This window comes from Clostridium sp. LIBA-8553 (assembly GCF_057782465.1).
In genome coordinates this window covers 933680-948394 of the sequence record NZ_CM173489.1, presented here as the reverse complement: position 1 = coordinate 948394, position 14715 = coordinate 933680, and the positions used below count along the sequence as shown (strand labels likewise).

The window sequence follows — 14715 nt, the reverse complement described above, 5'->3', positions numbered from 1 at the left end:
ATTTTTTGTCTTATAGCCATCAATTATGAAATTTAGCTTCAACAAATTTAATTTTAAAAATCAATATACCTTAAGATAAATTCACTAAAATTCATATTTCGAATAACCTAAATGAATCAAGTCTGATTTTATTCTAAAGTAATGAATAATCGCATTCAATAACTTTTTAGAAACGTTTCCAATTTTCTCTTAAAAAAACTTATTCACACTATAAATTTAACTACTTTATTGAATTTCTTCTTATAAATTCATAATCTAAATTAATTCCTGATACAACTTTTTTTCCCTTTATGAGATTTACTAAAAGTTGTCCTCCTTCATATCCAAGCCTATACATATCTTCTTTAACTGAACTTAATGTAGGAGTTAAATATTTTGCTATTTCCTTATCTCCAAAGCTAACTACTGAAACACTCTCTGGAATGTTTATCTTAAGTCTTTTTAATCCTTTATAAGCTCCAATAGCTATATTATCTGAAGCACAAAATACCCCATCAATCTCATTGTTAGAAATTAATTCTTCTATTGCTTCTTCACCAAATTCCTTTGAAAAATCTCCACAATAAATTAATTCATCTGTTATCTCAAGATTGCTTTTAGCTAAAGCTTCAATATATCCTTTTATTCTTTCTTTAGTAACATACAAATCTCTTTTTCCTTGGATTGTAGCTATTTTTTTACAACCACTATTTATTAGACTTGTAACAGCTTCATAAGCAGCTTTAAAATTGTCTATACTTATGCTAGCAACACTTTCTCCAGATATATCAGAATTAACAGTTACTATGGGAAAATTTTTGCCAATCAATTCTATAACATGTTCATCATTTTTATCTAAACCATATAACATTGCTCCTGCAATATCATTTTCTCTACAAAACTTATAATAGGACTTTCCATGCTTTTTTGATACTGAAGATGTAAATATTGATATGGAGTAATTTTCTTCCTCACCATATTTATATAACCCTCTTAATATATCAAATACTGAATCTTGCTCATTTAAACTATTTGTTATTATAACTAAATTATTGCTATTTCTCTTAACTAGAGCTCTTGCATGTTTATTAGGTACGTAATCTAATTCTTTGGCTACTTTCAATACCAACTCCTTAGTGTAAGAATTTATATCATCATATCCATTTAAAGCTCTAGATACTGTAGATATAGATACGTGACATCTTTTTGATATATCTTTAATTGTAGTCAATTTAACTTCTCCCCTTTTGTAACAATAGACATAATTATAATTTATTAAGTAAAATCTAAATTTAAAAACTTGTTTTAAACTCCAAATTAATGTTGTTATTTACTTAGATAAATTCAACTAAAACAATTCAAGTAAAGCAACTATTTAATTATTTATTATTTTTAATAGTTACAAAGTATTTGTGAATATATAATTAACATAGTTTTAAAATAATTTCATTTTTTAACAATTTATTCTCTTGTATGTAATTATATTCCCATTTATGAAAACGTTCAATATTTTTTCACGATTTTAATCAACGGAATCGTTTCCGAGTTTTTCCCAAACTATATTTCAAACAAAATCACACTATATTGATATTATTAATAACAAAAACTGTATGCTTATTTTTAAATTAAGCATACAGTTTTTATTTTCCTAAATAGTTATTCTAAAATCTAAACTAATTTATAACAGAAATAAATAGTAAAAATTCACCTTACATTAAAATTTATTTTTCCTACTTCTAATTTTGCCAATCTACTGTTATAATTCCTGTGGAATCAGTTGGTGTTTTATAAACATGATTGTTTCCACTTTCCCATATAACTTGATTTCCTTTTTTCTTAATAAACTTAAAATTTATTTCTTTTCCTGCTGGAACACTTACATCGAAATACCAGTTAGGATATTTATATTCTATTTGATTATACATTGCCCCAATAGCTTTATCTGGATTCCAATTTCCAAGTTCAGCTACATCACCACTTAAATATATATTTTCTCCCATTAATGTTTTAGCATTTTTAACTACAAATCTAACACATACTTGTTTATCTGTTAAAACATTTATATTCTTATATTCATTTGATTTTATTCCATTAGAAGTTGTTAAACTAACATTTACCTTACCTGGAGTCACATTAGGAACCTTAACTTTTACCTCTCTATCGTTCCAAGAAATAACTTCTCCTTCCTTATCTCCAATGTTAACAGTTCCTTTAGAATCACCAAATCCTCTACCATCAATGGTTACTGTTTTACCTGTTTCTACAGTAGAATTTCCTACATGTCCTATTATAGGATTATTTTCTTTAGCTACATAGCTCCATACGGCTGTTGCTCCTGGTTTCAAATTGAAATTCTTAATATTTCCATTACCGTCTACTTCAATGTTATTTTCTGTAGTTACTCCGTTTAAAAGACTTTCATAAGTTCCTTGTGGTAGTGCTGTCATAGCCCCTGTTATATCTACACTATTTGATTCACTATTATTTATAGCAACTAAAGCTACATTATCACCAAATTTTCTTTCATAAATGTAGACATCATTGTTAATCCATCTTTGCTCAGTAGTTCCATAAGCTATAGCTGGATTTGTTTTTCTTAAAGCCGATAGCTTTTGTATTATTTTATAAGCTGTTGTATTTTCATCGAATCCAGTCATCATTGCTCTGTTATATGGATCTCCATTACCAGTCATATATTGTTCTGTTCCATAGTATATAGCTGGTACCCCTCTTGAAGTTAGTGTACAAACTAAAGCCTCATCAACATTTCTCTTATCTCCATTTTCAGTTTGGAATCTATCCATATCATGGTTATCAATAAATGTAACTTGATCATTTACATGATCATATTGATTAGCTGTATCTGTAATAACTTGATTTAATCCATACATATTATCTGAACCATCTCTAAATACTTCTCTAACCTTTTGAGCATATCTAAAATCTAATAAATTCATTCCACTATTATTTGCAAACTCTACATTTTTGGGATCATTTTCTCCTTTTCCTAAGAACCATTCACCAAAAGTAAATACTTGCTTATGATCATAAACACTATCCATGAAGTTCTTTTGCCAACCTTCTGGCATATGTTTAACTGCATCCATTCTTATACCATCAATTCCAGTATCAAGCCATATATCTATAGCTTGTTTAAGATATGTATCCACAGTAGCATTTTCATGATTTAAATCTGCTAAATCAAACAAGTTCTTATATATTCCATTTTCTATTGTTGAGAAATCAGTTCCCCCATTATGATTAAATATTCCATTAGGATCATTAGAATGAGTTGCTATAAGCTTTCCATTATCGTAAAGTGCTCCATCTTCTGCTCCTTTACTTGTAGGAGATGTATGATTAGGTGCAAAATCTATTACAACCTTTATATTGTTATCATGAGCAGTTTTAACTAAGTTTTTAAAATCCTCCATATTACCAAAAGCAGGATTTGGCTTTTTGAAATCTCTTGCCCAATATCCATGATAAGAAGTACTTCCATCTGGAAATACACTATAAATATTTTCAACTGGTTGAGAAATCCACAATGCTGTTATTCCCATATTATTTAAATAACCACTCTTTATTTTATCAGCTATTCCCTTCCAATCTCCACCAAAGTATTTTTTTAAGTTTTCTTTGTTTGCATCATACATACCATTCTTAGGATTATTTGATGCATCACCATCATAAAATCTATCTGTTACAATTTGATATATAACATCAGTATCAAAGTTAACCTTGTTATCAACAGAGGCATCAGCTGAATATTTCTCCGCTGCATACACTGTTTCCATATTAGGAATAACAGGTAAAGTAACAACTCCTTGTGCTATAGTAATTCCAAGAGCTATACAAATCATTTTAATTTTTTTACTCATAAATCTCTTCCTTTTGGATATATAGATTTAATATTAAAAAATTGCAATTTTCTATATTATAAATTTATTATAACTTATCATGTAATCCTTTAACATAAGAGTTTTACCTAAACCGTTTCCGACTTTATAATGTAATTAAACTAAAAGCTATAAATAATCCTTATACTAATAAGATAATTTGCATATCAAAAAAATTTACAAACATTATTAAAGATCCTGTGTAACATTTAATATAACGCCTATCTTCTAATATATTTATAGATTTTATTTAGAATTATCCTATATAAATTCCTTGTTATTTCTATATTGCCCCTACTTCTAAATACTTAATTTATACCATATAAAAAACTAAGTTACTCTTTTGAATAGATTTCTAAATATATAAGGATACCTAATAAAGTGCTATTTATTAAAAAACTCATAAGAGGACTATTAACTTTAAAAAGCATATCTAGAGCGAAAATTAAAATCCAAAGTCCATAAACAAAAATTCTTGTACTTTTAGCTTTTCGCTTTTTCAACTTACTTCTTCTATTTTCTACCATAATCCCAACCCCTTATTACAAATATTTCCATATATTAAGAATAACTCATTTTTTTGATTTTCCCAAGTAATCTTATGTTAACTTTCCATTAACTTACAAAACTCTATACTATATAAAAACAATTAGCTTTAAAAGTAAACTTATATATTTTCATTATTTTTAAACAAAAAAAATTACTGAAAATAATACTTTCCAGTAATATTAGTAGTAAAACTACTAGTTTTGCTAAACTTTTATAAAATTACTTGTATCAATTTATAAAAACTCTTTTAATGCCTTTATATATTTAGCTGAATGAGAATCACTTCCTAAAATCATAGGTATCTCTTTCTCAGTGGCCATATCTAATACCTTACCTTCAACATAAAGTTCTCTACATTCTTCTTTTCTTAAGCCTGCAATATTAAAATCAAGCTCATACTCTTTTTCTTTTATGATATTTAATATCTTCTCTATCTTTGGAAGATGCTTTTCATAGTTATAAGGAAATTCTTTATTAAACTTTCTTACTAAATTTAAGTGGCCTATTCTCTTAGGCTCATAGGATCCTAAATCACTTTCTAATGCCATAATTACGGTGTCATAGTATTTATTATATACTTCATCTAAGGAACCTAAATCCCCTATAATTTTTTGAAATTCTTCTGTACTAAAATCAATGCAATAATAACCTTTATTTCCTTTAATCATATGTACTGATAAAATTCCATCACTAAAAAAAGCACCATACTTATTTAAAAGCTCTTTAATTTCCTTTTCATATCCTTCTATATAATCTACTTCTACACCTATATTAATTTTTATCTTATCTTTATATTTCTTTTGTAATAGTTGTCCTTCTTTTAAGTACTCCTTTATTTTTTCTATTTCCATAGCACTATCCTTTAAGGGTGAAGGATCTTCAAAGTTTTTTGGAAGTGGCAAGTGCTCTGTAAAACTTATCTCATCTAAACCACACTTTATTGCCTCCTCAACATAATCCTCCATATTATCTTTACTTCCATGAGGACAATATTGTGTATGAATATGTCCATCTTTTCTCTTAAATTCAACTAATTTTTTTATATAATCTAATTTCATTTATATATCCATCCTTATTCCATTAGCTTTTAGCCAATTATTTTTTTCTCTATAATCTGGCATTACTTTAACCACAGCTTCCCAATAGTTTTTTGAATGATTTTTATGAATCATATGAGTCATCTCATGAACAACTATATAATCAAGCACTTCTATAGGAGCCATTATACATCTCCAATTAAAAAGTAAGTCATTATAATATGTACAACTTCCCCATCTTCTTTTTTGCTCTTTAACCTTTATACTTCTAGGTTTTAGTGAATAAAACTTAGAATAATAATCTACTCTTTCCTTAATTATTTTTATTCCTACTTCTCTATACCATAATTCAATTGCTTTTTTTATTTTTTCTCTATCATATTTGGCAATATCAACAACTAGCTTTTTCCCTATTAGACTAACAGAAACTCCTTTTAAAAATTGATTATATCTTATTTTTAATAGATATTCTTCTCCTAAATACATAAATGGTTCTCCATCTGCAAACTCTCTTTTAACCTTTTTAGAACTAATAATCTTAGCATTTTCTTGTTTTTCAACTATCCATTTACCTTTTGTCTTAACATACTCAAGTATACTCTCCTTTGGAATACCCATAGGAGCTCTAACTTTTACCTCTCCTTTAGCTAAAATCTCTATACTCATAGTTTTTCTTTTGCTAAGTATTAATTCAAACTCTACATACTTATCTTGAAATTCAAATCCTAATTTCATAATTTCCCTCTATTCTTTAAAGCTATAATACTTGTCAGCCTCTAATCTAGTATTTAAGTAAGATTACTTATTAAATTCTTTTTTAAGTTAATGCCTTTCCTACTATATTTTTACCAGTTAAAATTAAGTATTTTTTTCATTTCTATATATATCAAGTCTTAATTCTTTTAAATAACAGTTTTTATAAAGAATTATTCATAAATCATAATCTTATTCATGTAATTTATTTACTATTTAATTATACTAATTCACTCTCAAAATTCCAAAATAATATTCTAAAAAATAAAAATGTCTCACAAAATGTGAGACATTTCTACTATATTTCTTCATTATTTTCATTCATTCTTACTATTCCAGCCATAGAGAAAGCTATAACCTCTAACATACCTAATGAAATAGTTAAAGCCATTCCTATATTAATAATGTATTTCACAAATGATATATTTAAAACCTCGGTATTAATTACATTTAAAGCAACTAATACTATTCCTAAAATAATCATTATACTCATTCCATATTTAAATATCTTTGAATAAAACTTACTAAAATACTTTAAACCTTTTATTCTCTCAGTAAAAGTTTTAATCCAGAATCTAAAAGTTAACTCTCTTTTCTTTAAATCCCATATGTGATAACCTAAAGCAAAAAGTATCCATGCAAGAGCAATTCCTGCTAATATTGATTCCTCTAAAACACTACTTGCTCTTCTAATCATAAGCATATAATCAATCATTACAAATATAGTAATAATCTCAATCTTTAGTTTTCTTTCGTAACTCTTCATTCTCTCCTCCAAAACTTTTAAATACTATATAAATCTTATCAATTTAAAGTTTTTTTGTAAACAGAATGTACTAATTTCTCTCTTCTCTTTAACTTTTTATAAAATACCATTCATATATTTAAATATAGACTTTAATACGAAAAATCTTTAATAAGAGCTTAAATTTATGATCAAATTTAAATTAAAATATCCAATAACATCCTAGGCTTCTCAAGTTCATAATCTGCGTGTATTCCATCCTTGTTTCTACAACCCCAAAGGGCTAGTGCAAAATCAATACCTGCAGCCTTTGCACAAAGATAATCTGATTCTGTATCTCCAATATAAAGACATTTATCATGCTCAGCACCTAAAAGGCTTATTGCCTTTTCTAATGGTTCTGGATGTGGTTTCGAATTTTCAACATCTTCCACTAAAACATTAACCTTCATATATGTATGAAAATTATTATTAACCATATCTATACCATATTGATACTTTGTTTTTGAACTAGCTACAGCTAAAATATATCCTTTCTCCTGCAACTTATCTAAAACCTCTTTCATTCCTTCATAAGGAACAGCTCCTGTCTTGTCCTCATTTACATAGGAAACCCATCTTGGATAAACTTCATTAATATTCTCTATCCCAAGCTTTTTTAAAGTAATTTTTCCTGGGAAAGCCATGTATGTAACGAGTTCCTCATATGACTTTTCTATTCCTAACTCTTCTTTTACAATTCTCATTAAGCTTCTAACATTCATTCCTTCAGTATTTAAAAGTGTACAATCTATATCAAAGATTATATATTTATACTTACTCACATTCTATTCCCCCTATAGTTCTAAATTAAAAATCTCTTTCATATAATAAAATAATATACTTTTTACGTTTAACCATATAAATATTATTTTATAATAAAGCATTTATTTAATTCTATCAAAATATCTAAAAATTTCTACTCCTAAATATTAATTTAAACTATTTAAATTTTAATGAAAGGACTCTTACTATGGATATATTAGTATTTTGCTTTATGGTTCTCTGTTATTCTTTATTTTTACTATGCATATAATATTAAATTTAATTCAACTGTTTATTTAAGAACTCATGCTTGTGAAAGCATAGTTTCTCCAAATAAAAATAAAGTTATTATTCTTTAAATTTAATTATAACTTTGATTTTACTATTTTTAGTTTTACTTATACACATATTATAAAATTTTATAATATGTATAAATAAATCCAATAAGCTAAATTATTCTAGCGTAAACAAAAAAATGCTATACTTTAAGAAAATGATTCTGAAAGCAGGTGAAAATTTATGTTTACAATCGATAATTTCACTTTTGACTCCTTAAGAAAATTAAACGAATTAAAACCTTATAATTGTTTAGATATAAGATCCTATAAGAAGAATAGAAAGGTTGTTATTGAAAAACTTGAAAACACCTTTAATGTTTATGAAGATGGATATGAAAAAAGAGAATTTCTAGATCTTTCAAGAGAAGAATTAAAAAAGCTTTTAAGAAGCATAGAAAAAATTGAGTTTCCTAGAAGTAATAAACTTAGAGTATATGTTTTAGAAACAAAAGATGATAGTACTTGTAGAGCAAACTATAGAGATGAAACAATTATAGAAGAGGAAAAAGAAAAACTTTCTATATTTATAGAAGCTTCTTATAGTTCATATGAAGCAATAAAAGGTTTAATTGAGGAAAGTAATGATTTAATAGAAGAAGTGACCTTTGCTCATAATGTATCCATAAAAGCAAAAGTTTCAGAAGAAACATACTTCCTTTTAAAAAGTTTTATAAAAGATAGACAAGATATAAATATATTTGCGTGTTAGAATTTCATTAAATCTAATACTTAACTCTTTTAAGTACACGTCTTATTCCTCTCTTTATCTCTATTGCTCCAAATAGAAGTAATGATAAACTATAAAAAAATAGACCTAAAGAGGTCTATTAATGTACTAATTTCTATAATAAATTATTGAAGTAATTTATTCCTATAGCTTCTCTAACTTCATAAAGAGTATTACTTGCTTTTTCTCTTGCATTTTCACTACCACTTTTTAAGATTTCATATACATAATCAATATTTTTCTCATATTCTTTTCTTCTTTCTCTTATAGGCTCTAATTCTGCTTGTAGTACTTCATTTAAGTATTTTTTTACTTTAACATCACCTAAACCACCTCTTCTATAGTGCTCCTTCATTTCTTCCACCTTTGTTTTGTCTTGTGCAAAAGCATCTAAATAAGTAAACACAGTGTTGTTTTCAACTTTTCCTGGATCCTCAACTCTAATATGATTAGGATCTGTGTACATTGACATAACTTTTTTCTTTATAACTTCTGGCTCATCAGATAAATATATTGCGTTATTTAAAGATTTACTCATCTTAGCATTTCCATCTATACCAGGTAGTCTTCCTAAACCTGCCTTTGGTAAGATAACTCTTGGTTCAACTAATACCTCTTTTTCATATATTGAATTAAAACTTCTCACTATTTCTCTTGTCTGCTCAATCATAGGTAATTGATCTTCACCAGCAGGAACTACAGTAGCTTTAAATGCTGTTATATCAGCAGCTTGACTTACAGGATAAATTAAAAACCCTGATGGTATGCTCATGTTAAAGTTTTTCTCTTTTATTTCATTCTTAACTGTTGGATTTCTTTCTAACCTTGCAACTGTTACTAAATTTAAATAATGCATAGTTAATTCATTTAACTCTGGAATTTGAGATTGAACGAATATAGTGGATTTACTTGGATCTATTCCAACGGCTAAATAATCTAAAGCAACCTCAGTTAAGCTTTTTCTTATTTTTTCTGGATTTCTAGCATTATCTGTTAACGCTTGTTGGTCTGCAATCATTATATAACTTTCATATTCTCCACTATTTTGTAATTGTACTCTATTAATCAAAGAACCAACATAATGTCCTATGTGTAATTTTCCTGTTGGTCTATCTCCTGTTAAAATTATTTCTTTTTTCATAAATTTCTCCTCCTAATCTTTTAAATTGCTTCTATAATTTAAATATATTTAATTCTACTTATTCTCTGTTCTAAAATTCGTATTAATTTTTAGATAAATCCATAAAGCCACCTTAATAAGTAACTAGATATAAAGTCTTATCTAAAAATCAACATTTACTTAAAATATAGCCTCTATTAAAATAAAAAAACTCCGTCCTAAATAAATAGGACGGAGATAACTTCCGCGTTGCCACCTAACTTGCATATAAAAATATGCCTCTCAACTTCAAGTACTATTATACTCTATCCGCTGTAAGGTGCGGCACACCACTCCGATACTCTCAAAATAAGATTTCTCTTTGTTCCTCAAAGGTCCATTCATTAAATCTCTTCTTGCTAGGATTCCACCACCCCTAACTCTCTTTATTGAAGCTAAATTTAATTACTACTCCTTATCAAAGGATTTATTATAATATATCACTTTTTTATTTATGTGTAAAAACAGTTCATTATATATTTTATATAAAAACATAGAAATTATTATAAAATATATTATAAAAAGCTACCATTTTCTAAAAAATTATAAGTAAAATTTAGATTAAAGACCTATTTTTTTAATTCTTCATTATATTGAATTTTTATTTTAGGTTTTGTTGCCATTTTTACCTCCACAAAATAATAGATATTTTAAATTAAAGCTCTACCTCAGGTAAATGTGGCTTCTTAACTATTTATTCAGAGCTAGCTTAATTCCACTAAGTATTGCTATTATTACGTAGATAATACAATCCTTATACTCTATATAAAAAAATCAACACCAGTTTAAAACAGAACCTAAATCAAATATGAAATGCTATTTTGGCAATAATGTTTTTACAAACTCTAAGTTATTAAAATCATGTTCTTTTATGTAATTTAATAAGTCAACTAAGTAAGTCTTATGATGTTCCACAACCTTTGAGAAACATTGTATAAATCTAACCACTTCCTCTTTTGAAAGTGCTTTATTATCATCATTTCCTTCTCTATTTGCATTATATAAATACATTCCAACTAAATAAAATCTCATAAAGGTATATCTTATAAGTAGCATTATATAACTATCAAATATAGATTCTATCTCACAAAATGGGAATAGATTGCTATAAATAAAATTAACAATATAATTTTCAAATATATAGCTATTTTCATCTAAAAACTCTTTCTCATAATCTTCAAAAGCTTTTATATACATTTGAGCATTTTTAGCTAAATAGTTTTCCTCATTAAGATTAAGTCCTTCCCTAACTTCTCTTGAATATTCCTTAAATCTTTCGCTATCAACATCTTTTTCTACACGCAGCATAGTAAGTAGCTTCTTAAAGAAATCAACTTGAATAATATAATTCATAGGATTTTCTTTATATGGGTCTTGGACATTATTTATGTCATATTCCTTTATGAAATTTAATACATTATCATAATTATATTCATATTCATCTTCTAAACTATTTATAAATTCGCCCAATATGTAAAGTCTCTTATCTAATGAAAACTTTCTATTTTTTATTATCTTTATACTTACTTCTCTAATTTCTTTAATAAACTCTACAGGAAGCCACTCTCCTTCACCAAGTTCAGTATTAACCTCACTTGATATTATATGTTTTCCTAAAGTTTCATCACCTTCTGAAAAATCAATACCTTCTTTTTTAAGTAAAAGAATTCTAGCTGCCTCAGGACAAGCTACAGCAAGTGACATTTCATAAATTCCATCAATTTTATTAGTTACCCTAGGAAAAGATGTACAAACATTTGAAAGATATTCTTCACCAAGATTGGCATGGATAACACAATAATTCTCACAATTTAAGAAAGGACATCTCTTAGTTTCTCCTAACTTAACTTTTGCAAAATCAATTTCATCACATTGATGGTTCTTATTTTTAATAAGATTACTTTCAAGCATATTTTTCATTTCATCATCTTGAATTCCTTTATATTGCTCAAAAGTAAACTTATCAATATCAACATCCCATCCTATACAACAGCTATCTTCACATTCTCCCCCAATACATTTAAACTCTTTAAGATATATTGGATATCTCATTTTAACACTCTTCATCATATACTTCCTTCTCAATAAAATACTTTAATTCACCTAATTATTTTACCATAGGATTCTATATATCTTAAAAATTAATTATCTTTCTCTAGAAAAACTCTCTGATTTCTTTAATCATTCTGTCTTTGTTTTCATTTAATTGAGGTATTCTATTAACATTTGCACCTGATGGATGTGGAAACCCCTTAAGAATTTGTCTTTCACTTATAAAACCTTCTTCTTTAAGCTTACATAAAACTTCTTCTACAGCTTTTCCTAAAGGTATTAGTAATATATTTTCAAAATCATCTAAACTTTTAATTTCAGAAAGAAAATTATCATAAACATACTTCATTAAGAAATCACTCTTTATTAATTTGGGAGTATGTCCTGTGTAGTTTGCCTTTTTAACAAATACAGAGTAAGGAATTAAGGACACTGTATGTAACAAATAGTCCCTTACTCCAAAAAGCTCTCCACAATCCTCTATTTCTAAAACCTTATTAAGTTCTATCTCATTTAACATACTAATTATATTTTTTCTTAAACTTCCACTAAAACGTCCTGCAATCTTGCATTTATATTGAATTTCTTTAATATCATCACTTACTTCTAACTCTTTTCTTGCAGTTGCCATAGCTGTACTCATTTGATTGAACCCTGGAGTTATACCAACTATAAAAACCTTAGCTTTAGGATTTATATACTCATTATGTGGTGCATAATAAATCTCAATATTTCTTTCCTTATCAACAAGAAAATCATCTATTAAAAGTTCTTCTTTTGTATATTTATCTTTTAAAGGCAATTTTTTAATTGCTTCTTCATAATCATATAAAGTTTTTTTCATATTAACATCTCCAAAATAAATATATTTATATCATAATCTAAGTTTAATAATCTTTTTATATTTTTTATTTAGAAAATTCATATTATAAATTTGTTCTCTAAACTAAATATACCAAAATTTCTCTCTTTATTATAATATTTAACTACTAAAAATCTAAAAAAATAAAGTATAGTCCTTATAAATTTCTATACTTTATTTTATAGTCTTAACCTTAAATTATATATTTCCAAATACATCGTAACTTTATAACAATTGTATACTAACTTTTTAATCTTTGACTCTTTTTTAGGTAAAGTTGATTTTTAGCTATCCCTTCAGACTTAGTCAAAAATCAACACTAGTTTAAAACATTGCCAAATCTTTAAATTACATTTATAGTTACATATTTTCAAGTAAGAAATTATTTATATCTCTAATGATAAATGTTATTTTAAAACTACTCTAAGAATCCTATCATCGTTTATAGCAGGATTTCCTCTTCCATCTCTATTGCTAGTTGAAATATAAATTGATCCATCCTGTGCAACTACAACCTCACGTAAACGTCCATACTTATTTTCAAATAATGTTTCTATATTAGTTACTTTAGTTCCACTTTTATCAAAAGACATAACAAGTAATTTCTGTCCTCTAAGGGTAGCAACCAATAAATTATCTTTCCTAGCCCCTTTATTTATGAATGCAATTCCTGAAGGTGCCCAAGTTTCTTCCCCACTGTGTACTATAGGCTTCTTAAGATTAAAATTAGTTAAATCTTCATCTCCTTGAACAAGAGGCCATCCATAATTTGCTCCAGGCTCTATTATATTTATCTCATCATGTGCTGATTGTCCATGTTCTGATTCATACAACATGTTTTTTGAATTCCAGGCAAGTCCCTGCGGATTTCTATGCCCCAAGCTATAAACTGGTGAACCAGAAATAGGATTATCATTAGGAATACTTCCATCTAAATTTATTCTAAGTATTTTACCAGCTAAGCTACTGGAATCCTGTGCTAAATTAGAATTTCCTGCATCTCCAGTTGTTATATATAACTTTTTATCAGGACCTATTTTTATTCTTCCACCATTATGAATTTGTCCTCCAGGAATTTTACCTAAAATAATTTTATCAATAGATGCTTTATTGTTATTTTCAACTAACCTTATAACGCGATTATAGATCTGATTTGATTCCATATATGTATGCATAACATATATATAATGGTTCTGTGCAAAATTTGGATCCAATACAATTCCCATTAATCCTCCCTCTCCTTCACTTATGAAAGGTGAACCTAAGGTAATTAAAGGTTCTAGATTAAGCTTACCATTTTCAATAACTCTAATTCTTCCTGGACGCTCAGTAAAATAAAGTTTGCCTTCTTGACTTACATCTATAGCCCAAGGTACAGATAACTTTTCAGCTATAACTTCAACCTCATAATTAAATTGTCTTAGTTTAGAGCTTCTTTTTATTGAATTTACTGCTTTAATTGAACATACTTTTATTCTTATTAGAATACGGTAAAATAACTTTTTCATATTACTATCCTCCAAGCTTTAATTAATACTTAAGAAATATATACTTTGAGAAAAAGATAATATATTTTAAAACAATTATATATGTTAAAGAATTATTTATAATTTATATATAATCTTGATATTTACCATATTTTATTAAATCCTCTTCTTTAATGTTACTAGCCCTTAAGAATTTAGATTTGAATCCTTATTTCAAATCTAAATTCTTTTATAAAATTTTCTTTAGAAACTCAATATTTTATATTTAAAATTTTACTTTAAATATATCTCTTTTCAGTCGAAAACCTCATACAAAATAGAATA

The 14715-nt window shown here is 26.7% G+C and carries 12 protein-coding genes and 1 other annotated feature; of the genes, 1 reads left to right on the top strand and 11 read right to left on the bottom strand.

The features are described from left to right. Positions 1 to 220: 220 nt before the first annotated feature. The 7 genes from AC2JAQ_RS04030 to AC2JAQ_RS04000 form a co-directional block, all read right to left on the bottom strand. Positions 221 to 1210, bottom strand: a complete 990-nt coding sequence (locus AC2JAQ_RS04030) for a LacI family DNA-binding transcriptional regulator (RefSeq protein ID WP_488458023.1) — start codon at positions 1208 to 1210, stop codon at positions 221 to 223. Between the two features lie 505 nt (positions 1211 to 1715). Beyond that, positions 1716 to 3860: an alpha-amylase family glycosyl hydrolase gene (locus tag AC2JAQ_RS04025; RefSeq protein WP_488458022.1), complete on the bottom strand. Its 2145-nt coding sequence runs from the start codon at positions 3858 to 3860 to the stop codon at positions 1716 to 1718. Between the two features lie 353 nt (positions 3861 to 4213). Beyond that, positions 4214 to 4405 carry a hypothetical protein gene (locus tag AC2JAQ_RS04020; RefSeq protein WP_488458021.1) on the bottom strand — a complete coding sequence of 64 codons (192 nt, stop codon included), beginning with the start codon at positions 4403 to 4405 and terminating at the stop codon, positions 4214 to 4216. 255 nt (positions 4406 to 4660) lie between these two features. Then, a complete protein-coding gene (gene hisJ / locus AC2JAQ_RS04015) occupies positions 4661 to 5485 on the bottom strand; it encodes a histidinol-phosphatase HisJ (protein WP_488458020.1) in 825 nt (274 codons plus the stop codon). Beyond that, on the bottom strand, positions 5486 to 6199 hold the full coding sequence (locus AC2JAQ_RS04010) for a M48 family metallopeptidase (RefSeq protein ID WP_488458019.1): 714 nt from the start codon (positions 6197 to 6199) through the stop codon (positions 5486 to 5488). 316 nt (positions 6200 to 6515) lie between these two features. Next, on the bottom strand, positions 6516 to 6983 hold the full coding sequence (locus AC2JAQ_RS04005; RefSeq protein WP_488458018.1) for a hypothetical protein: 468 nt from the start codon (positions 6981 to 6983) through the stop codon (positions 6516 to 6518). Positions 6984 to 7159: 176 nt separating this feature from the next. Continuing rightward, positions 7160 to 7786 carry an HAD family hydrolase gene (locus AC2JAQ_RS04000; RefSeq protein ID WP_488458017.1) on the bottom strand — a complete coding sequence of 209 codons (627 nt, stop codon included), beginning with the start codon at positions 7784 to 7786 and terminating at the stop codon, positions 7160 to 7162. 499 nt (positions 7787 to 8285) lie between these two features. On the opposite strand from AC2JAQ_RS04000, the gene AC2JAQ_RS03995 reads away from it, so the two are divergent. Beyond that, complete coding sequence (locus AC2JAQ_RS03995) at positions 8286 to 8813, top strand: hypothetical protein (RefSeq protein WP_488458016.1); 528 nt, start codon at positions 8286 to 8288, stop codon at positions 8811 to 8813. A gap of 133 nt (positions 8814 to 8946) precedes the next feature. Here the strand turns inward: AC2JAQ_RS03995 and trpS are convergent, their stop codons facing one another. The 4 genes from trpS to AC2JAQ_RS03975 form a co-directional block, all read right to left on the bottom strand. Beyond that, positions 8947 to 9972, bottom strand: a complete 1026-nt coding sequence (trpS, locus tag AC2JAQ_RS03990; protein WP_488458015.1) for a tryptophan--tRNA ligase — start codon at positions 9970 to 9972, stop codon at positions 8947 to 8949. 203 nt (positions 9973 to 10175) lie between these two features. Further along, positions 10176 to 10421: a binding site (T-box leader), on the bottom strand. Positions 10422 to 10806: 385 nt separating this feature from the next. Continuing rightward, positions 10807 to 12057: a flagellin lysine-N-methylase gene (gene fliB / locus AC2JAQ_RS03985; protein WP_488458772.1), complete on the bottom strand. Its 1251-nt coding sequence runs from the start codon at positions 12055 to 12057 to the stop codon at positions 10807 to 10809. An 88-nt stretch (positions 12058 to 12145) separates the two neighbouring features. Next, a complete protein-coding gene (locus AC2JAQ_RS03980; protein WP_488458014.1) occupies positions 12146 to 12886 on the bottom strand; it encodes a hypothetical protein in 741 nt (246 codons plus the stop codon). A 425-nt stretch (positions 12887 to 13311) separates the two neighbouring features. After that, positions 13312 to 14412 carry a PQQ-dependent sugar dehydrogenase gene (locus AC2JAQ_RS03975; protein ID WP_488458013.1) on the bottom strand — a complete coding sequence of 367 codons (1101 nt, stop codon included), beginning with the start codon at positions 14410 to 14412 and terminating at the stop codon, positions 13312 to 13314. Positions 14413 to 14715 lie beyond the last annotated feature (303 nt).